The organism is Rhodocytophaga rosea, from assembly GCF_010119975.1.
GTDB lineage: Bacteria > Bacteroidota > Bacteroidia > Cytophagales > 172606-1 > Rhodocytophaga > Rhodocytophaga rosea.
On the sequence record NZ_CP048222.1, the window covers coordinates 8,403,531 to 8,422,356 of the forward strand.

The 18,826-nt window shown below is 40.3% G+C and carries 21 protein-coding genes; 13 read left to right on the top strand and 8 right to left on the bottom strand.

The window, feature by feature from the left end; translation table 11 throughout:
- Window positions 1-71: 71 nt before the first annotated feature.
- The 3 genes from GXP67_RS34550 to GXP67_RS34560 all read left to right on the top strand — a co-directional run bounded on the left by GXP67_RS34550 (window position 72) and on the right by GXP67_RS34560 (window position 2,073).
- Entirely contained in the window at window positions 72-824 is a 753-nt protein-coding gene (locus GXP67_RS34550; protein WP_162447346.1) for a tetratricopeptide repeat protein, read from the top strand.
- 92 nt (window positions 825-916) lie between these two features.
- The gene (gene secG / locus GXP67_RS34555) at window positions 917-1,288 is read left to right on the top strand and encodes a preprotein translocase subunit SecG (protein ID WP_162447347.1); all 372 of its coding nucleotides are present in this window, start codon (window positions 917-919) and stop codon (window positions 1,286-1,288) included.
- Between the two features lie 251 nt (window positions 1,289-1,539).
- A complete protein-coding gene (locus GXP67_RS34560; protein ID WP_162447348.1) occupies window positions 1,540-2,073 on the top strand; it encodes a hypothetical protein in 534 nt (177 codons plus the stop codon).
- Window positions 2,074-2,128: 55 nt separating this feature from the next.
- Here the strand turns inward: GXP67_RS34560 and GXP67_RS34565 are convergent, their stop codons facing one another.
- On the bottom strand, window positions 2,129-2,842 hold the full coding sequence (locus tag GXP67_RS34565; protein ID WP_162447349.1) for a hypothetical protein: 714 nt from the start codon (window positions 2,840-2,842) through the stop codon (window positions 2,129-2,131).
- A gap of 233 nt (window positions 2,843-3,075) precedes the next feature.
- Here GXP67_RS34565 and GXP67_RS34570 point away from each other — a divergent pair, with 233 nt between their 5' ends.
- The 10 genes from GXP67_RS34570 (at window position 3,076) to GXP67_RS34615 (ending at window position 13,402) form a co-directional block, all read left to right on the top strand.
- On the top strand, window positions 3,076-3,354 hold the full coding sequence (locus GXP67_RS34570; protein WP_162447350.1) for a co-chaperone GroES: 279 nt from the start codon (window positions 3,076-3,078) through the stop codon (window positions 3,352-3,354).
- 99 nt (window positions 3,355-3,453) lie between these two features.
- The gene (gene groL / locus GXP67_RS34575; RefSeq protein WP_162447351.1) at window positions 3,454-5,085 is read left to right on the top strand and encodes a chaperonin GroEL; all 1,632 of its coding nucleotides are present in this window, start codon (window positions 3,454-3,456) and stop codon (window positions 5,083-5,085) included.
- 709 nt (window positions 5,086-5,794) lie between these two features.
- Window positions 5,795-6,760 carry an NAD(P)-dependent alcohol dehydrogenase gene (locus GXP67_RS34580; RefSeq protein WP_197901606.1) on the top strand — a complete coding sequence of 322 codons (966 nt, stop codon included), beginning with the start codon at window positions 5,795-5,797 and terminating at the stop codon, window positions 6,758-6,760.
- A 328-nt stretch (window positions 6,761-7,088) separates the two neighbouring features.
- Window positions 7,089-8,897, top strand: a complete 1,809-nt coding sequence (locus GXP67_RS34585) for a DUF885 domain-containing protein (protein ID WP_162447352.1) — start codon at window positions 7,089-7,091, stop codon at window positions 8,895-8,897.
- A gap of 201 nt (window positions 8,898-9,098) precedes the next feature.
- Complete coding sequence (locus tag GXP67_RS34590; RefSeq protein WP_162447353.1) at window positions 9,099-9,416, top strand: thioredoxin family protein; 318 nt, start codon at window positions 9,099-9,101, stop codon at window positions 9,414-9,416.
- Window positions 9,417-9,512: 96 nt separating this feature from the next.
- Entirely contained in the window at window positions 9,513-9,755 is a 243-nt protein-coding gene (locus GXP67_RS34595) for a DUF6952 family protein (RefSeq protein ID WP_162447354.1), read from the top strand.
- Between the two features lie 86 nt (window positions 9,756-9,841).
- Window positions 9,842-10,963 (top strand): tRNA 2-thiouridine(34) synthase MnmA, encoded by a 1,122-nt coding sequence (gene mnmA / locus GXP67_RS34600; protein ID WP_162447355.1) that lies wholly within the window; start codon window positions 9,842-9,844, stop codon window positions 10,961-10,963.
- Window positions 10,964-11,041: 78 nt separating this feature from the next.
- Entirely contained in the window at window positions 11,042-11,749 is a 708-nt protein-coding gene (locus GXP67_RS34605; protein ID WP_162447356.1) for a hypothetical protein, read from the top strand.
- Window positions 11,736-12,911, top strand: coding sequence for a S8 family serine peptidase (locus tag GXP67_RS37930; RefSeq protein ID WP_162447357.1), 1,176 nt, complete (start codon window positions 11,736-11,738; stop codon window positions 12,909-12,911). The genes GXP67_RS34605 and GXP67_RS37930 overlap by 14 nt, the downstream gene beginning before the upstream one ends.
- Before the next feature lie 53 nt (window positions 12,912-12,964).
- Window positions 12,965-13,402, top strand: a complete 438-nt coding sequence (locus GXP67_RS34615; RefSeq protein ID WP_394351992.1) for a T9SS type A sorting domain-containing protein — start codon at window positions 12,965-12,967, stop codon at window positions 13,400-13,402.
- Between the two features lie 39 nt (window positions 13,403-13,441).
- Here the strand turns inward: GXP67_RS34615 and GXP67_RS34620 are convergent, their stop codons facing one another.
- The 7 genes from GXP67_RS34620 to GXP67_RS34650 form a co-directional block, all read right to left on the bottom strand.
- Window positions 13,442-14,623 (bottom strand): DmpA family aminopeptidase, encoded by a 1,182-nt coding sequence (locus tag GXP67_RS34620; protein WP_162447359.1) that lies wholly within the window; start codon window positions 14,621-14,623, stop codon window positions 13,442-13,444.
- A 162-nt stretch (window positions 14,624-14,785) separates the two neighbouring features.
- Window positions 14,786-15,154, bottom strand: a complete 369-nt coding sequence (locus tag GXP67_RS34625; RefSeq protein ID WP_162447360.1) for an iron chaperone — start codon at window positions 15,152-15,154, stop codon at window positions 14,786-14,788.
- Window positions 15,155-15,344: 190 nt separating this feature from the next.
- Window positions 15,345-15,977, bottom strand: coding sequence for an outer membrane beta-barrel protein (locus tag GXP67_RS34630; protein ID WP_162447361.1), 633 nt, complete (start codon window positions 15,975-15,977; stop codon window positions 15,345-15,347).
- 111 nt (window positions 15,978-16,088) lie between these two features.
- Window positions 16,089-16,391 carry a hypothetical protein gene (locus GXP67_RS34635; protein ID WP_162447362.1) on the bottom strand — a complete coding sequence of 101 codons (303 nt, stop codon included), beginning with the start codon at window positions 16,389-16,391 and terminating at the stop codon, window positions 16,089-16,091.
- 108 nt (window positions 16,392-16,499) lie between these two features.
- The gene (locus GXP67_RS34640) at window positions 16,500-16,997 is read right to left on the bottom strand and encodes a hypothetical protein (protein ID WP_162447363.1); all 498 of its coding nucleotides are present in this window, start codon (window positions 16,995-16,997) and stop codon (window positions 16,500-16,502) included.
- 111 nt (window positions 16,998-17,108) lie between these two features.
- On the bottom strand, window positions 17,109-17,696 hold the full coding sequence (locus GXP67_RS34645; protein ID WP_162447364.1) for a hypothetical protein: 588 nt from the start codon (window positions 17,694-17,696) through the stop codon (window positions 17,109-17,111).
- 109 nt (window positions 17,697-17,805) lie between these two features.
- Window positions 17,806-18,492 (bottom strand): hypothetical protein, encoded by a 687-nt coding sequence (locus GXP67_RS34650; protein WP_162447365.1) that lies wholly within the window; start codon window positions 18,490-18,492, stop codon window positions 17,806-17,808.
- Between the last annotated feature and the right edge of the window lie 334 nt (window positions 18,493-18,826).

Below are 18,826 nucleotides of genomic sequence, written 5' to 3' on the forward strand. Positions count from 1 at the left end.
GAATAAAAATTACAGATACATTTTTTTTTATAATTTTACAGTTCTGGCTGGTAACTGATTAATGCAATATTGTGAATAAGGATACTTTTCTGCACTTACTTCAATCCACAACCCTGATCTCTACTTCGGATACAATTGCTCTGGAAGAAGTGGTACAGGCACATCCTTATTGCCATCTTGCCCATTATCTGGTGGCTAAAGCACATCAGCAGCAGGAAAATGCCCAGGTCAGCGAAAAGGTAAAAAAAGCGGCCGTCTACGCAGTAAACCGGAATGTGCTGAAAAAACTATTGCTGGTAAAATTTCCCGAAGCTGCTTCTGCAACTATCTCTTCGGTAGAAAACACACCTCAGCCCATCTATCCGGTATCGCCTGAAGTGATAGAAAAGGTAGCTGAACCAGAATTAACCATTGAGCTACCTCAAATACCTTTACTTGAACAAGAACCTACACCGCCTACCATTCAGACTGAAGATAACCAGTCAGTAGTAAACAATACTGCCATTAATCCGGAAGAAACTGCCAAAGCTGAGGAATCCACGACCATAAACATCCGGAAAATTGATAAAACGCATCAAAGTGAAATTATTGATAGTTTTATAAAAAATGAGCCCAGAATATCTTCCCTGAATAAGGGCGATAAACGACTACCAGAATCAGCACAGGATTTGTCAGAAAAAAGCATTACCCTGCCTTCGGGAATTATTAGTGAAAACCTGGCAGGAATTATGATAAAACAGGGCAAAACCGACAAAGCAATTGATATTTATGAGAAATTAATTTTGAAATATCCCAAAAAAAGGCGTACTTTGCAGAAAAAATAGAAAACCTAAAAAAGATATAAAACCATTTATTGCTGAATCTACAGGCATAATTCAATAACCTTCAAATCCGTAATTTTCTAAATTCTTATATCATGTATATTATTGTTGGCTTGATCATTTTTGTTTGTGTTTTATTGATTCTGGCTGTGTTAGCCCAGAACTCTAAAGGTGGCGGTTTATCCAGCCAGTTTGCTGGTGCAGGTACCAGCCAGTTAATGGGCGTAAAACGTACCAGTGACTTACTGGAGCAGATCACCTGGGGTTTAGCCATTGCTTTGATTGTGCTTACGCTCTCTACCAGCTTCCTGCTGGATATGAGCAGTGAAGGTGGTGGCATCAATAGTGTAAACGTAGAACGTGCACAGGGAAAAGCCACAGCACCTCAGGGAGTAGTTCCGCCGGCTGGCAACAACAATGCCACTACGCCTGCTGCTACCCCCGCTCCTGCTGACAGCATTAAATAAGGACAGATTTTATCAATTGAGAAAGGATGAAAAGTGTTTTCATCCTTTTTTTGTGTCATATAGAAAATATATCTTGCCCATAAATACAGATATACTGATCTCAAATTAACCATATCTGTATGTTAGATATGGACCGGTTAAACTCTCCCTACTTGGTAAGCACCACATATAGTGTTACTGTATTAACCAGTGCCTGTTATTGATTTAGAGTATATTCCTAACCACTATCAACCAATAACGATTTTTAGTATATGGCCCGTTTGAAAATCGCCAGATTCTGGGATGCCGATAAATTCTTAAGTATATCTGCCATGCTGATCAGTGTGGGTACCTTTGCTACTTTCATCTATCAAACAAATCTGATTCAGAAACAGCAATATGCATCTGTGTTACCTTATCTGGAAATCTGGAACTCCGGTGCCGATTCTACCAGATACAAACTTCTTCTGGTGAATAATGGAATTGGGCCTGCTTTTATTAAGGATATAAAAATCCATTATAAAGGCAAAACGTATCCTTATGATCCGATTGTTTTTTATAGTGAAGTAATCTATCCCAGCGACACTATTTCCTTTATCTCAACGAATGTGAACAAAGGTCAGGTAGTACCGGCGGGAGAAAGGATAGAAATAGTAATTGTGAATAACTCCGTGAAGGATGCCGCCAAACTCAGACAATTATTTGGAAACCAGACAGCTAAACTTGACATAGTCTATTCTTCCGTATATGAGGAAAAATGGAGGCTCGATGGAATGGGGAAAGCCCCGGTTAAACTGGACGATTAGAAAGGGAGGATCAATTTTTTACAAAGGCAGCCTATAAACACAAGCTGCCTGTTCATCAGGAATGGGATATATACTTTACCAGCAAACGTTTGGCAATCGGTAATAGAGTTTCATCCAGCGGGCATACGATCTTTGATTCTACCAGGTAAGTGGCCGGATTTGGCAGTTGTTTGTACCGCTTGATCAGGTCAATCTTCACATTCTCGAACGTGATGCCTATGCCTTTTTTAAACGATTCCAGAAACATGGTATGTACACCCCGGTACTTTTCGTGGGCATTCTCAAAAATGGTCATCTGGTACTGGTATATTTTGGTTTCCGTTTTATGAGGTTCACTTAAAAACATATACCCCTCATCCGGATACAAAGGAGATAGACCAATAGGTGTGATATTCATATTTTCCTCTACCCATTCATACATATCCTTTCCTTCATGCAGCATCTCTTTAAATTTAGGAATAGAATAGCCGATGATCTCCTCCAGGTCTGACATAAATGCATCATCCTGCACTACTTTTTTGTAAGAGAGTGTCAGTTTCTCAAAGTCAGCTTTCGAAATCTGTTTGGGGAAATTCTCGTAGATCAGGTTTTTGTTCTCTTTGATAGAAACAAGGTTCTGGTAATGAAAAATAAGATCAGATAAATAGGGATATAATTTTTTCTGGCTGAAATTGCTTTTTACTTCCTGCAGATACGCCAGCAAAATATATTTTTTGTATTCAAAATCGATCAGCCCTTCGGTGAGCCAGTTTCTGTCTAATGTTTTCATAGGCATTTTAAAGGATTCTAAAGATGTACTTTAAAATGTACAAAAATTTTGCATGTAAATCAAGCCCCTCATCTGACATATACAAAAATTTACTCTTGAAAGCACGACAAAATGTGCCGCAAAATTGGCAGACTCTGTCAGGTTTTATGCAAAAAACAGGTAAAAATTACATTTGGCACAGGAAATGTACAGGGGCAACACAGATTTCAATTAAATTATAAACTCCATTTAAAATGGCTAACGTAAACATTAAACCTTTAGCAGATAGAGTTCTGGTAGAACCTGCTGCCGCTGAAGAAAAAACAGCTTTTGGTATCATCATCCCTGACACCGCTAAAGAAAAACCTCAAAGAGGACAGATCGTAGCCGTGGGCAACGGTAAAAAAGACGAACCTCTTACTGTAAAAGTAGGCGACAATGTGTTGTATGGTAAATATTCCGGTACTGAGATCACTGTTGAGGGCAAAGAATACCTGATTATGAGAGAATCTGACATTTTTGCTGTTCTCTAGCCAACTACTTTTCCAGATTATAACTAACGGTTTATAATCATTGCTCTATAAATCCCAACCGTTAACAAATCAAAAATTTAAACCAAAAATTAACTCATCATGGCTAAAAAATTGTTTTTTAACACAGATGCAAGAGAAAAGCTGAAAAAAGGCGTAGATACTCTTGCTGACGCAGTAAAAGTGACCTTAGGTCCTAAAGGCAGAAACGTAATCTTAGACAAAAAATTTGGTGCCCCTACGATCACAAAAGACGGTGTTACAGTAGCCAAAGACATTGAAATCAAAGAACCCATCGAAAACATGGGTGCTCAACTGGTAAAAGAAGTAGCTTCTAAAACCGCAGATACTGCCGGTGACGGAACTACTACTGCTACCGTACTGGCCCAGGCTATCTTCTCTGCCGGTATTAAAAACGTAGCCGCTGGTGCCAATCCAATGGATCTGAAACGCGGTATTGACAAAGCAGTTACTGCTGTTGTAAAAAGCCTGCAAAACCAATCCAGACCCATCAATAGCTCTAACGAAATTGCACAGGTTGCTACCATTTCTGCCAACAACGATACTGAAATTGGTAAAATGATCGCCAATGCCATGGACAAAGTGGGTAAAGATGGTGTAATTACGGTTGAAGAAGCCCGTGGTACTGAAACTGAAGTAAAAACAGTAGAAGGTATGCAATTCGACAGAGGCTATCTTTCTCCATACTTTGTAACCAATACAGAGAAAATGGAAGTAGAACTGGACCGTCCTTATGTACTTATCTCTGAGAAGAAAGTTTCTTCGATGAAAGAACTGATGCCAGTACTGGAAGCTTCTGCTCAAACCGGCCGTCCTTTATTGATCATTGCGGAAGATGTAGACGGAGAAGCTTTAGCTACCCTGGTGGTGAACAAAATCCGTGGTGTACTGAAAGTGGCTGCTGTAAAAGCGCCTGGTTTCGGCGACCGTAGAAAAGCCATGCTGGAAGATATTGCTATCCTGACCGGTGGTACTGTTGTAGCGGAAGAAAGAGGTTTCAAACTGGAAAATGCTACGTTAGATTACCTGGGAACTGCTGAAAAAATCACGATCGACAAAGATAATACAACTATTATCAACGGTAGTGGTAAAAAAGAAGACATCCAGGCGCGTGTAAGTCAGATCAAATCTCAGATCGAGAATACTACTTCTGACTATGACAAAGAAAAACTACAAGAGCGTCTGGCTAAACTATCTGGCGGTGTAGCTATCCTGTATATTGGTGCAGCTACTGAAGTAGAAATGAAAGAGAAGAAAGACCGCGTAGATGATGCCCTGCATGCAACCAGAGCTGCTGTACAAGAAGGTGTAGTAGCCGGTGGTGGTGTAGCCTTCCTGAGAGCGATCGATTCTCTGAAAGGGATAGATACTTATAATGAAGACGAAGCTACTGGTGTAAATATTATCCGGATTGCCCTGGAATCTCCATTGAGAACTATCGTTTACAATGCCGGTGGTGAAGGTTCAGTAGTAGTAAATAAAGTAAAAGAAGGCAAAGACGATTTTGGTTACAATGCCCGTGACGACAAATATGAAAATATGTTTGCTGCCGGTGTAATTGACCCGACTAAAGTTACCCGTCTGGCCCTTGAGAACGCTGCTTCTATTGCTGCGCTGTTGTTAACGACTGAGTGTGTAGTTGCTGACGAACCTGAAGAACATGCTCCTGCTGGTCCTCCTATGGGCGGTGGCGGTATGGGTGGCATGATGTAAGAGAACATCGTTCGATCTATTTATATACAAAATCCCTGGCAGCAAGCCAGGGATTTTTGTTTTATAGCTTTTTCATTCCTATGACTTAGATATATAGTAATTGGCTTTGTTTGAAATAGAACTTGAAAGAATTATGCTGTTAATTCCTCTTACGCCGTCCTTACTTTCTTTGTCATTGCTACAAAGAAAGTAATCAAAGCAAGATCTAGAAAAAACGAAGCTTCCACGCTCAGGACCTACGCATTGCCCGCTGTTTTTTCAGGCCATCACGCATGGAATTTTTGTTTTATTAAAACTTAAAAAGCTATAGGCATATTAAAGAAATTATAGACAAAGCAAGAGTGCGGCTGACGGTGCAGCAACAGTGTGGCCGGTTTTGGCCCGTGCGTAGGCCGGAGGATTGTGGACTCGGCCTATCCAGGCGTAAAAGTGGCTATGTTGCTGCTTCCACAACTACGTTGGCTTTCTTCATCTCTCGCCTCACTAGTCTTTTGTTAGTTTAATTTTGCTTGCCCAAAATAAAAGTAAAGACGGCGTAAGTATTCTACAAATATCTCAGTTACCTAAATCAAAATCTAAATTCTTTTTACAAGTGACTAACTAAAGTTACCAGTCATCGCCTATACAATCAGTTCAGCACAAATATTTTCCCCAAACCAATTGTTTTTCAGAGATTTCTGCCATCAAACAGAGTCTTACGGAAAATAGGATGAAAGCAGCTATTCACACAAGGTATGGGCCGCCAGAAGTAGTTCAGGTACAGGAAGTAGAAAAACCGGTACCTTCGGCAAGGGAGGTATTAATACAAGTATATGCCACCACCGTTAACCGTACCGACTGCGGCTTCCGGAGCGCCGAGTATTTTATTTCCAGGTTTTTCAGCGGATTGTTCAAACCTAAGTTCCATATCCTGGGCAATGAGTTTGCCGGGGTCATTGAGTCTGTTGGCAAGGAGGTCACGCTATTTAAGCCTGGGTATAAAGTATTTGGCTACAACGATACTACTTTTGGAGCCCATGCCCAGTATATGGTAATACCTGAAAACGGAGCCATCGCTACGATTCCCGAAGGGTTAGCTTACCAGCAAGCAGCCCCTATTCTGGAAGGTGCTCATTATGCCCTGCGCGATATCCAGGCAGCCCATATACAAGCCGGGCAACAAGTACTGGTAAATGGAGCAACCGGGGCTATTGGTTCGGCAGCCGTACAACTCATTAAACACATAGATGCCGAGGTTACAGCCGTTTGTGCTACGCCACATCTAGCATTGGTAGAATCCCTGGGTGCAGATCAGGTAATGGATTATACCAGGGAAGATTTCACCAGATTGAATAAAAAGTTTGATGTGGTATTTGATGCCGTGGGTAAAAGCACGTTCGGAAAGTGCAAACCTTTACTGAAAGAGAAAGGAATCTACATGTCCACCGAATTAGGTCCTGGTTCTCAGAATCCGTTTCTTGCGTTAATCACACCCTTTACCGGAGGGAAAAAGGTATTATTTCCTTTGCCTACCATCCACAAAGAGGATGTCCTGTTTCTGAAGAAACTGGTAGAAACAAAACAGTATACACCACTTATCGACCGCACCTATTCTTTAGACCAGATTGTGGAAGCGTATCAATATGTGGAAACCCGGCAGAAAATTGGGAATGTGGTAATTAACGTGAACCACTAATTGATGTATATGTCAATCCTCACTTTTGGATGCTGAATAAAAGTAGCTTCTCAGCCTGCCATACAGGCCAAATGTGCGAAGAAAAGCATTGTAATCATTAGCATTAATTATTAGCAAATATCCTGTATACCATTATTTTATATAAATACTAAAAGCTAATCTTATACAATTTGTGACAAATTAGAGAAGTTGTTATGCATCCCTGAAAGCAGCCGAAAAATATATGATCGCTCTGAATAAGTTGCAAGTTGGGTGATTAATCTACAGGTGTAGTTTCGGGTTGAAGCGGAGAAAATACGCTATCTTTGCTGTCTCTATTGCTACCACCATGAAATCATTATTGATCATTAGTTTGTTTGCCATCTTACTCATGTCCTGTTCTACATCTACCCAAACTGATCAAAAAACCCAGACGGCAGTTGCCGGAAAGAATGATGCCTTAGCGAAACTGTTTGAAAACTATTATGAGGAACGCCTGCAGTTATTTCCTCTGGAAGCTACCCAGCAAGGAGATAACCGCTACAACGACCTGCTTCCTGTGGACATTAGCAAGGAATTCATTGAGAAAACCAGGCAGTTTTACCAGGACAATCTTACCAACATACAAGCAATCGACCGGGAAAGCTTGTCGGAAGAAGATAAAATTGCCTATGATACTTTCAAACGGGAAATGGAAGTACAACTGGAAGGCTTTGCCTTTCATCCGGAATATATTCCCTTTCAGCAGTTCTGGGGTTTACCTCTCACCTTCGGACAGTTAGGCAGCGGCGAAAGCATCCAGCCATTTAAAACCGTGAAAGATTACGAGGATTGGTTAAAGCGGATGTCTGCCTTTACCATATGGGGTGATTCTGCGATTGTCAATTTCCGGAAGGGAATCGAAGCAGGTGTCGTATTGCCAAAAAGTCTGGTGGAAAAAATGATTCCGCAAATGAACGACCTGCTGGTAAAAGACGCTAATCAAAGTTTATTCTACAGCCCGATCAATAAGTTTCCGGCAGATTTTAGTGAGGCGGATAAAACCAGGTTGACCGTAGCCTACAAAAAGGCAATTCTGGAAGAAATTGTGCCTACCTATCAGAAACTGGGCAATTTCCTGCAAAAAGAATATCTGGCCAAAGCCCGTACAAGCTCAGGGATTAATGAACTGCCTCAGGGTAAAGAAATGTATGCTTATCAGGTGAAAGTATGGACGACTACGGATAAAACGCCGGATGAAATCTATGAGACAGGCAAACAGGAAGTAGCCAGAATCCGCAGTGAGATGGAGAAGGTAAAAGAACAGGTTGGGTTTAAAGGTACACTTAATGATTTTTTTGCCCACCTGAAGAAAGACAAACAATTTTATCCGTATTCCAAATCTGGAGAGGTGCTGGCTGATTTTAATGCGATTCTGGCTAAGATCGAACCTAATCTGAAGAAGATGTTCAATAAAACGCCTCAAACTAAATTCGAGGTTCGCCAGACAGAGAAGTTCAGGGAAGCATCTGCCAGTGCTGAATATAATCCTGGTGCACCAGACGGCAGCCGTCCGGGTATTTTCTATGTGCCTATTCCCAATGCGAATGAGTTTAATAAAACTTCCGGGATGGAGTCTTTATTCTTGCATGAAGCCATTCCCGGCCATCATTACCAGATTTCTTTGCAACAGGAAAATGAAAATTTATATGAGTTCCAGCGCTTTAGCTGGTATGGCGCCTATGGCGAAGGATGGGCTTTATATTGCGAATCGCTGGGTAAAGAACTCGGCTTATACACCGACCCTTACCAATACATGGGGGCTCTCGGCGATGAAATGCACCGGGCTATCCGGCTGGTAGTGGATGTTGGTTTGCACACCAAAGGCATGAGCCGGGAAGAAGCCATCAAATATATGATGGACAACGAACCTATCTCTGAACAAGGTGCAACCGCTGAGATTGAGCGTTATATGGCTATTCCAGGACAGGCTTTGTCCTATAAAATTGGAGCCTTGAAAATCCGGGAGTTGCGGGAGAAGTATGAAAAACAGCTGGGCAATAAATTCAACTTGAGTGAATTTCATGATGAGTTTTTGAAAGATGGAGGGATGCCACTGGATGTATTGGAAACCAAAATGGATGCCTGGGCAGCCAAACAAGCTAACAAACAAATATAGTGGATGCCGTTTCGGATTTGATATAAAACAAGGTCAATTCAGTGAACAAAATAAGTAGCAGACTTGTTAAAATTATATAAAAGCCTGGAGTTGAGTTGAGCTACTTAATGAAAGAATTACTATAAACAACATAATACATTATATTATAAATCAACACATTAAACTATATTATTTAATACATAATTTCTGAGATACACCTATATGCCAGTACAAAAAATAACAGATGCCGAATTTGAGAATCAGGTAAGCAATAATCCCAAAGTTGTAGTAAAATATTATGCAGACTGGTGCGGAAGTTGCAAGTTATTTGCCCCTAAGTTCAACCGTTTATCTTCAGATGCCAGATTTTCAGATGTGGTGTTTCTGGATATAAATGCGGAGAATAGTCCACAGGCACGTAAAAAAGCAGGTGTTACAAATCTACCCTATTTTGCCGTTTTTAAAGATGGACAATTGGTAGAATCAGTAGCAACGAGTAAAGAAGATGCAGTGGTTGAATTAATCAGTAAATTGAATTAGTATATAATTATCCTCGCCTTTGGGAGAGGTAAGCCGCTTTCAATCCCTTTTAAGAGGTTGAAAGTTCAGAGTTGAATTAATTTGAGATAAATACGTATGAAGATACCAGTAATTAAGAAATTAGTAGAAACCCAACCATTGGAACAATTACGGGCGGCTGAGCTGGCGATCATTAATGAACAGCCTCTCCAGATTGAGATCGAAGGAAATGATGAAGGCGAACAGTTAACACATGCCATTGCAGCCATCTGGATTCTGGAGCGCATGAACGACTCCAATGTAGATTTTAAAACAGCTTTAAGAGAGTACACCCAAAAAGTAAGAGAATCAATAAATTAAATTATTGAATTACTGATTTACTGAAGGTCTAAATAATATATTCTGTAATTCTATAAGTCTGTAATTCCTTAATCACCTATACAATTATGAGCAAAAGAGGACGGATACTGGTAGCCATGAGTGGCGGCATCGATAGTTCACTTGCCGCTGTATTACTCCACGAACAAGGCTATGAAGTAGTAGGAATGACCATGAAAACCTGGGATTATGCTACAGCTGGCGGTTCTAAAAAAGAAACCGGCTGTTGCAGCCTGGATTCCATTAATGATGCCCGGCAGATAGCTGTAAGTCTGGGTTTTCCTCATTATATTCTCGATATCCGGGAAGAGTTTGGCGATTATGTGATCAATCATTTTACAGGCGAATACCTGGAAGGACGTACGCCTAATCCTTGTGTGTTGTGTAATACCCATATTAAATGGGATGCCTTGCTGCGCCGGGCAGATAAACTGGATTGTGAATATATTGCTACTGGTCACTATGCAAATATCCGTGAAGAAAATAGCCGTTATGTAATATCCAAAGGGTTGGATGAAAACAAAGATCAGTCGTATGCTCTGTGGGGTATTTCTCAGCAAAGCCTGAGCCGTACCATTTTTCCCCTCGGGCATTTACGCAAAACCGAAATCCGCCAGATGGCCACAGAAAGAGGTTTCTTTGATTTAGTGAATAAATCAGAATCCTACGAAATCTGCTTTGTGCCTGACAATGATTATCGTGGTTTTTTGAAAAGACGGGTTGAAGGCTTAACTGAAAAAGTGGCAGGTGGTGAATTTATATTAGAAGATGGAACCGTAGTTGGCAAACATGAAGGCTACCCATTCTATACCATAGGGCAACGAAAAGGTTTAGGTATTGCTTTAGGTTATCCGGTATTTGTAACTGAAATCCAAAAAGATACGAACCGTGTTGTTTTAGGCACTTATAAAGAATTGACCAAAGATGGCATGTGGGTAAGTAAATTGAATATGGTAAAATATGCTGATCTGCTGGGCAAACCTACGCATACGGTTACGAAAGTTCGTTACAAAGATGCAGGCGCTCCGGCACTGATTGAACAAGTAGATAACCGCATGAAAGTATTGTTTCATGAAGGGGTAAATGCCATTGCCCCCGGTCAGGCAGCTGTTTTTTATGAAGGCAACGATGTAATTGGAGGAGGCTGGATTACGTCTAGTTTTCATCAGGAAAATACTACCCAATCATAGCATTCTCTGGAATGATCATGTAGGGTATGAGTAAAGATTCATTCAATCGCCACTGCTGAATTTTGTAATTTACCAGCTATGGAAAAAAGAATATACTTCTACCTTACATTCATCTTCCTGGTTGCCTGTTTTGCTTCCTGCGAAAGCAGGAAAGTTGAACCAGATCCCAGCCGTTTAGGGTATGATTATTTTCCGTTAGAAACAGGTAGTTATGCCATATATGATGTTCACGAAACCTATTACGCACTCACGGCAAATCCCATTACCCGCATTTACCAGGTAAAAGACGAAGTAACTGAGTCTTTTACAGATCTGGCTGGAGAAACTGCGTTTAAAGTATTACGCTACAGCCGCAAAGATCCAGTTGCCAGCTGGCAACTGGATTCTGTCTGGACAGCTAAACGTACCCCAAGTCAGGCAATCCGGATAGAAAATAATGTATCTTTTGTAAAGATGGTATTTCCATTGGAAGAGCAGCAAAGTTGGAACGGAAATGCTCAGAATATTTTAGGAGAAGAAAAATATTTCATGCAAAGCATTGATAAACCCTATAAGTTATCCACGCATGAGTTCAATAATACCATCACTGTATTTCATAAAGCCGATACTCTCTCTATTGTGGGTAAAGACAAACGCCTGGAAGTATATGCAAAGGATGTTGGAATGATCTATAAAGAAAAAGTTGTCGTATATTATTGCCAGTCTTCATCGGATTGTTTAGGGAAAAAGAAAATTGATTTTGGGAGTGAATCTTATTACCGATTAAATAGTTATGGAAAGAATTAAATATAGGTATGCGCTGGTGTTTGTATTGTGCTGTTTGAACTTAAGTGTGTTTTCACAGAAGAATAAATACTTTATCGAGCTCACCGACAAAAATAATTCACCTTATACTCTCAATTCTCCTCAAAGTTTTCTCTCTCCCAGAGCAATCGAACGCAGGCTTCGGCAAAATATTAGTATCAATATAAGTGACCTTCCAGTAAATCCTGCCTATGTACAAGCAATCCGCCAAACCGGGGTTGAAGTGTGGTATACCTCCAGGTGGATGAATGCCGTGCTCGTTGAAGCAGACTCTGCTAATTTAGCTGCTGTCAAACTGTTGCCCTTTGTAAAATCTTCTCCAACCGGCAACTGGCAAAAAGTAAATGGCCGGTATTCTTCTTCCAAAAAAACTGCTCCAAGTCCTAAAACTAACTCAAATGCCAGGATCGGTGAAACGCCTGCACCTTTGCTCGATTATGGTTTTTCGGCCAATCAGATCACCATGATTGGGGCTGATGTTATGCATCAGCAGGGATATAGAGGAAAAGATATGTGGGTAGCCATTATGGATGCTGGTTTTCGCAATGCCAACCAGATTGCTTCCTTAAAACATGTATTTGATAACAACCGCATACTAGGCACTTATGATTTTGTAGACCAGGAAACGAGTGTATATGAAGATGATTCGCATGGCTTACAGGTGTTTTCAGCAATGGCTGCCTACCAGCCCGGAGCTATCATTGGAACTGCTTTTGAAGCTAATTATCTTTTGCTCCGTACAGAGAAATCTGGTTCTGAATCCAGAATGGAAGAAATTAACTGGCTTTTAGCGGCAGAATATGCGGATAGTGTAGGTGTAGATGTGATTAATTCTTCCCTTGGCTACAATACCTTCGATGACCCGGCGATGAGTTACCGCAGATCAGATATGGATGGAAATACAGCTTTAATTACCAGGGCTGCTGACAGAGCCGCCGCCGCTGGGATTCTGGTGGTGAATAGTGCCGGAAACGAAGGTGATGATCCATGGCAAACGATTGCTGCGCCTGCTGATGCAGACTCAGTTCTAACGGTTGGCGCTGTAAATGTAAATGGCTTGTATGCCCCTTTCAGTTCGAGAGGACCTTCAGCCGATAAACGGATAAAACCGAATCTAGCCGCTCAGGGCCAGGGGCTGTATTAAGCTCGCCTTCCGGAAGTACGATTAGTTCGAATGGAACTTCATTTTCTTCCCCTATTTTAGCTGGGCTGGCTACTTCTTTCTGGCAGGCATATCCGCAACTGACCAATATGCAGGTAATTGATATTTTACAACGCTCTGCCAGCCAGGCCAATAGTCCGGATTCTTTGTTAGGATATGGAATTCCTAATTTTACAAAAGCTTCCCAGATTGCCAGCGAACAACTAAAAAGCAGCCAGGAAGCTTTCAGGTTTTATCCCAATCCGGTTTCTCAAGATTCCTTTACTCTTTGGGTGAATCCTTCCCAACGAAATACAGCTTTAACGGTTCGTATTTTTGACACAACCGGAAAAATCATTTCAGAGCAGAATATTGCTTCTGCTATAGAAAAAAATACAGTCTATCTCAAATCTTCCTCTTTTCCGGCAGGGACTTACCTTATTCAGATTACTTCTCCCACCCTCCGCTTTACAGATAAATTTGTAAAATATTAGTTACTTATAACAAGGTGTTGTATCTGTTTACAGAATTATCTACTTCTCCTGCAAACGGTTATACTTTTTTAAAATTCTGACTACTGCATCTCTGGGAAGTGCATAAGAAGTATTTCCATTCACGCCAGTCATGGTTTGGGCAGCCGCCATTGCATTGAGCACTGCTTCCTCAGTAGCCTGAACTGTTGCATTGTATAAAGGATTGATCATGTCGTTGGCAAGCATATTTACGCTTGTAGTGGCCTCTCTTGAAAAAGCAGTCGCATTCGCAGTAGAGAAAGCCAGGAATATATCACCGGAAGAATTTTCACCTCGTCCGCCCAGATTTCCTACGCCAATGGTTACTCTTTCGGCTATTCTTTTCAACTGATGGGGAAGCAAAGGTGCATTGGTAGCTACAATTACAATTATGGAACCTTGGCCTTCTGGTTTAGAAGATTGCGGAGGGGCTACAAACTTAAAGTTTAAGGTATCTTTTAATTCTTTTCCGACCGGTACGCCGGCGATCGTAAAATTATTCTTTCCGCCAAAGTTTGCCTGTACCAGCACGCCCAGTGTATACGTAGAATCTCCTATGTTAACTACTCTTGAGGAAGTTCCGGTTCCCCCTTTAAACCCCAGGCAATTCATTCCAGTGCCCCCTCCTACATTTCCTTCGGCAATTACACCTGTTCTGGCATTGTCCAGGGCATTAAATACATCTTTTTCCGTTACGTGAAAACCGTAAATATCATTCAATAAGCCGTCGTAGGTTTCGGCGACCACCGGATACGTATACCAGAAATCTTTGTAAAATCCTTTATCATTCCTATACCAGTTTTTCTGCACAAACCATTTCAGCATCGCATCTCTGGCCACACCCACACTATTGGTATTGGTTATCAAAATGGGAGTTTCCAGAAAACCAGAGGTAGTAATCCAGGTAGTGCCAGTCATTTCGCCATTTCCATTCAGGCTATACCAGTTGGCAAACACCGGGCGCTGGGTTTTGCCGGTAGGCAGAATAGCTGTTACGCCAGTTCGCACCGGACCTTTTCCAATGCTACTCTTTCCCGAACCTGAGATCAAGGTGGTATAGCCTACTTCTACACCGGCAACATCAGTAATTGCATTGTATTTTCCGGGCGTACCTTCAAAAGGAATTCCCCAGTCTCTTGCACGCTGTGCGAAGACAAAAGTGGAGATACAAATAAGAACAATCGCAAACCAAGGGTGCTTCATATAAGCCTAGCAGATTAATGATGAATGCACGGTTAAAATAACAATCTTTGAGCAGATCAATACCTGCAGAGGCTACAAATATTTATCCTACACAGACAGCTATCTTTTACTTTGCCATCATTTCATTTTCCTCGGGTTTGCAAAAACCTTTTGTTCGGACTTCTATTTCTTCTTAGACTTTTGCAGGTTTTCTTCTACCCTGTATTTCACCATACGGCTGATGAGTTGTAAAGGCAAAGGCTGATCGAGCGGAAACTGAATAGATCCTTTCCCCATTTTATACGCAGATAATTCCTCAGTAAAAGCTCCATTCCCGGTGGGTGTGGCATAAAACCCGATGTGGTGAGTGAAGGCAGCAAAATATACCAGGTTGCCTTTGTAGATAAAAGCTGGCATGGCATATTTTATGGCTTCCTGTGCTTCCGGTGCAGCTTGCTTAATAGTAGTCCGCATTTGTTCCAGTTTCTGTTGAACGTCTTCCGGAAAAGTGGCGATGTACTCGTCGATAGTAGTGGCTTTTGTTACTTGCATACAACTATATTTTAAAGGTGAACATTCATGTTCTACTTCGCTATTGATCTGTTATCAAAAGCATAATTATCTATAAATGTATGCGATTTCGTGCTTTTGCTAAAGTGCAGCTACGACAAGTTGGAGGGGCAAATGCGACATTTATGTAGTTCTATTGTTAATCAACAATATTCTTCATTCAGTTCCTTCCTTAGAGTTGTTTACGCCCTAGTATTAAGAAAAGACCAAGGTTCCATGTAGATGGATTGATACTAAAAGTGTAATCAGTATACTTAACGGACTTGCTGAATTCCTGCTTATTGCCTGAAGTAATGCTTAGTCCATTAAAATTTACCTGCATCCCTATTCGTTTACTTATAAAAAAAAGTATTTCAGGAGACAACGTGAAAGAAGATACTCTTGTATCATATGAAGCAGATGAAACAGAAGAAGTACCATTCAGGCTTATATCTGTCTTTTGTAAACCATATTGGTAAGTTCCCTTCACAGCAAAGCTAAACTTATCGTTTATGGGTTTTATATATTTAACAAAGAGTAAAGGAGCTACCGTTTTTGTAATTGATTCAATGTTAGTAGCCGGATACCCTTGAACAACATTAAGTAGTTGGCCTTCCGTATTGATTTGACTATAATTAATTCCTACGCCCAGCAAAATCCGCTCATTAATGAAAAAGCCAATATTAGGCGCAGCCTGAATGCTGCGTTCCTGATTGTTAGCACTACCGGTGTTATTTTTCTTAGAATAATTGAAGCTGCCATCCACGTAGAACGTATGCCTGGCAATTTGAGCAACAGACGAAGTTGTTAGTAAAATAGTGACCAAAAGCTTAGGATAGCTAAACTGTATATTTGTTTCATTCCGATTTTATTTTGTAAGACTTCTAAATTAGGCTATCAATTAAAGTACAAACAGTATCGAACCCATGTACATTCGTTAATTTTCACACATGATTGTATTAACTTTCTCCATAAACTTTTGCTGCCAGTTTTCACCAAATTCCTTTTGATACCTCTCAAACGCTTTTCCATTGTGTTCCCGGATTTCTTTGGCAACAGATGGTGCATGTTTATAACTGTTAAAAGTCCCCAGTCTGCTTGAGAATTCAATGTTTAGCTTCCATAACTCAGCAACCTGTTTATAGGCATTCATTCTTTCATACGCTTCCTCTCCCCAACCTGAAACTGGAACAATCCAGACAGGTAATTTTTCATTATAAATGATTGAAGTGTCTGTCATAATAATCACTTGTAGATTTTGGCTAAAACAATTAAAACCTAGGGCAATACTAAAAATTAAAAAGAGGTGCATTTTCAATTCCCTATTCAATTGATCTGGAGATTAATGCTAGCATATGCACTGTTGGGCAGCGTTTTGCGCTCTATTAATAAAATCTTCGATTCCTGTTAAATATTGGTATACTCCGACTTTTTCATCAGACTCTAAAGTCAATATGTACTTGCTTGTCCAGGCGTTGAATTTTACGTCCCTTATCTGAGTCCACTGAAACGTTTTTTGGTTTCTATTTGGATTTACTACCGTCACCTCATTTTCATCAAAGATAACCCGATGATTACGATACCACGTAAATATCCAGTAGCCCATACCAAAGAAGAAACTCGAAAGTCCAACCATGATTATAACTCCGTCTATCGAAAAGTCTCTTACTACAAAAGAATAAAATAGCATAAATAGTCCTAATGCCATGAAAACAATTGCTAATAGTCCAAATGCCGAATTTAATCTTAAAATTGATTTCCCGTCTGCTTGGATAGGTTGTACAACCGCCTGTCGCGAGAAGTACCAGAGAAACGCTCCAACAACTATAGTGATTATAAAATACATATCTACTTCAAATGCGGTTTAATGCAACAATGCTTTCCATTGCGTGCCCTCAAGATGAGACTTGTGCTAAATGGGCAGCTAATTGGCAAAGCTGGTGTTATCGGTAATCTTTTATCTATAGTCTAATTGGATTATTTTCCAAGAAGATACATTCTCCATTAATACATTTCCTTTTAAATTATTTTTTTTACCAATCACAGAAAATGATAGTTCTGCTTTTTGGCTTGAGCCTAGATTAGTTAAAGTTCCACCTACTAAAAAGCCGAATCCTTCAATACCACCAGTCTTTTCAATGGTAATGGGATCCTCTTTTAGTTTTGTTGTAAGTGCTTGAAAAGCATCTGTATTTCTAAATGAGTTACTTATTAAATGTAATGCTATCATCCATACTACAAAGCAAAAAGTCCAAAATTGTAAAACATGTCTAACTAAAAACTCTAACATGATAGCATGAATAGCAAATGGTCCTCCATGGTTTTGGCTAATTTCATACAAGGATTGGAATGGATTAGGGAAGCACTTATTTTTTTCTTTATAATTGATAAACCATACGATTATACCTATCAATGTTAAAAAAGGAGCTAAATAAAATCCGATAATAGCGGAGGGATAGATTAACTTATAATCTAATATATAGGAGACAATCCACATAAGAATGCCTCCTATCAGTAATATATATTGTAAGTATTCTTTTTTCATTTTGATTACCGATAATATGTGGATACACACAACTGTAAGAACAGTTGTGTGTATTTCCTATATATCTATATCTAATAAACCCATCCCTATCGATAAGCACATAATATATTTAAGCTTTCACAGGCTCCGATTCCTCCGTTTTGCTGCGTTTGCCTAACTCAATCACCTGGCGGGCATGCATGTATTTATTGAAGAAGTTGATATCCGTCTTTTTGAAAGGAAGTACAAGCCGGTCGAGTATATCTTTAAGCAGGATATCTGTTTCTTCATAGAGTTTATCCAGGTCTTTGGTAGCGGCTACTTTGGTGCCTTTGTGTGCCTGCCTGCGGCCAATAATAGTGCTGAATGCATCTACTGAAACCCGTAATGTTTCGAGTTTAGCCGGAGTAAGGCCATAATGGATTAGTTCTGTTACATGTGCCTGGGCTTTGCCTAAAATGATCTGGCAACAATGTATAGTATCTGAATCTTTGTAACGGGTAATATCTGTGTAGGAATAATCAGCTGCTGCTCTGAGCTCATTGTTTTTATTTTTTACTGCATAGGCTACTACGGCTCCGCTTACTTCTGCCGCAAGTTCGGCCAGGTTATGTTTGAGGCTGGCTTTGTCCTGGGTAATACCAGTTGTATTCTGGCCTTGTGTCAGCGATGTAGTTTCAATCTGGCTGATGGCTGTAGTTAGTTCCTGCAGAATACCGGCAGAAGCTGGAATCGTATTGACTAAAACATGGTTAGATTCACACACATGTAGCACGGCTTTATACATGTTTAGCTTACTTGTCTGAATGTTGTTCATGAGTATTTGTAGTTAGTATGAACAGCAGTTTATATAATACTCATCAGGCAACCAAAACATCCGCTCTGTCTGTCCGATTTTGCAAGTAAGATTATTTGGATTTCATTTCTTTTTAGCTGTTACTTTTTCCTATTTATCTATTATCCTGGCACCCATCACTTAATCAGCCATGAGTATTTTCTGGCTCATTAGGTGCATTATCTTGTCCATATCTTTCTTCTCAGGAAATCAGATGTTCGTCGCTGTTGCTGAAGATTATATTGTTTGACTGAAAGCACACATACCCGGAATTGAAAAGGATAATGCTTCACTTAAACACACCATTTCCAAAAAC

Bases quoted from the DNA above. Each gene is read 5' to 3' on its own strand.
- GXP67_RS34590 (WP_162447353.1), top strand. From the start codon at position 9,099: ATGCCAGTACAAAAAATAACAGATGCCGAATTTGAGAATCAGGTAAGC.
- GXP67_RS34580 (WP_197901606.1), top strand. From the start codon at position 5,795: ATGAAAGCAGCTATTCACACAAGGTATGGGCCGCCAGAAGTAGTTCAG.
- GXP67_RS34595 (WP_162447354.1), top strand. From the start codon at position 9,513: ATGAAGATACCAGTAATTAAGAAATTAGTAGAAACCCAACCATTGGAA.
- GXP67_RS34635 (WP_162447362.1), bottom strand. From the start codon at position 16,391: ATGACAGACACTTCAATCATTTATAATGAAAAATTACCTGTCTGGATT.
- groL (WP_162447351.1), top strand. From the start codon at position 3,454: ATGGCTAAAAAATTGTTTTTTAACACAGATGCAAGAGAAAAGCTGAAA.
- GXP67_RS34625 (WP_162447360.1), bottom strand. From the start codon at position 15,154: ATGCAAGTAACAAAAGCCACTACTATCGACGAGTACATCGCCACTTTT.
- mnmA (WP_162447355.1), top strand. From the start codon at position 9,842: ATGAGCAAAAGAGGACGGATACTGGTAGCCATGAGTGGCGGCATCGAT.
- GXP67_RS34650 (WP_162447365.1), bottom strand. From the start codon at position 18,492: ATGAACAACATTCAGACAAGTAAGCTAAACATGTATAAAGCCGTGCTA.
- GXP67_RS37930 (WP_162447357.1), top strand. From the start codon at position 11,736: ATGGAAAGAATTAAATATAGGTATGCGCTGGTGTTTGTATTGTGCTGT.
- GXP67_RS34570 (WP_162447350.1), top strand. From the start codon at position 3,076: ATGGCTAACGTAAACATTAAACCTTTAGCAGATAGAGTTCTGGTAGAA.
- GXP67_RS34620 (WP_162447359.1), bottom strand. From the start codon at position 14,623: ATGAAGCACCCTTGGTTTGCGATTGTTCTTATTTGTATCTCCACTTTT.
- GXP67_RS34645 (WP_162447364.1), bottom strand. From the start codon at position 17,696: ATGAAAAAAGAATACTTACAATATATATTACTGATAGGAGGCATTCTT.
- secG (WP_162447347.1), top strand. From the start codon at position 917: ATGTATATTATTGTTGGCTTGATCATTTTTGTTTGTGTTTTATTGATT.
- GXP67_RS34560 (WP_162447348.1), top strand. From the start codon at position 1,540: ATGGCCCGTTTGAAAATCGCCAGATTCTGGGATGCCGATAAATTCTTA.
- GXP67_RS34585 (WP_162447352.1), top strand. From the start codon at position 7,089: ATGAAATCATTATTGATCATTAGTTTGTTTGCCATCTTACTCATGTCC.
- GXP67_RS34605 (WP_162447356.1), top strand. From the start codon at position 11,042: ATGGAAAAAAGAATATACTTCTACCTTACATTCATCTTCCTGGTTGCC.
- GXP67_RS34565 (WP_162447349.1), bottom strand. From the start codon at position 2,842: ATGAAAACATTAGACAGAAACTGGCTCACCGAAGGGCTGATCGATTTT.
- GXP67_RS34640 (WP_162447363.1), bottom strand. From the start codon at position 16,997: ATGTATTTTATAATCACTATAGTTGTTGGAGCGTTTCTCTGGTACTTC.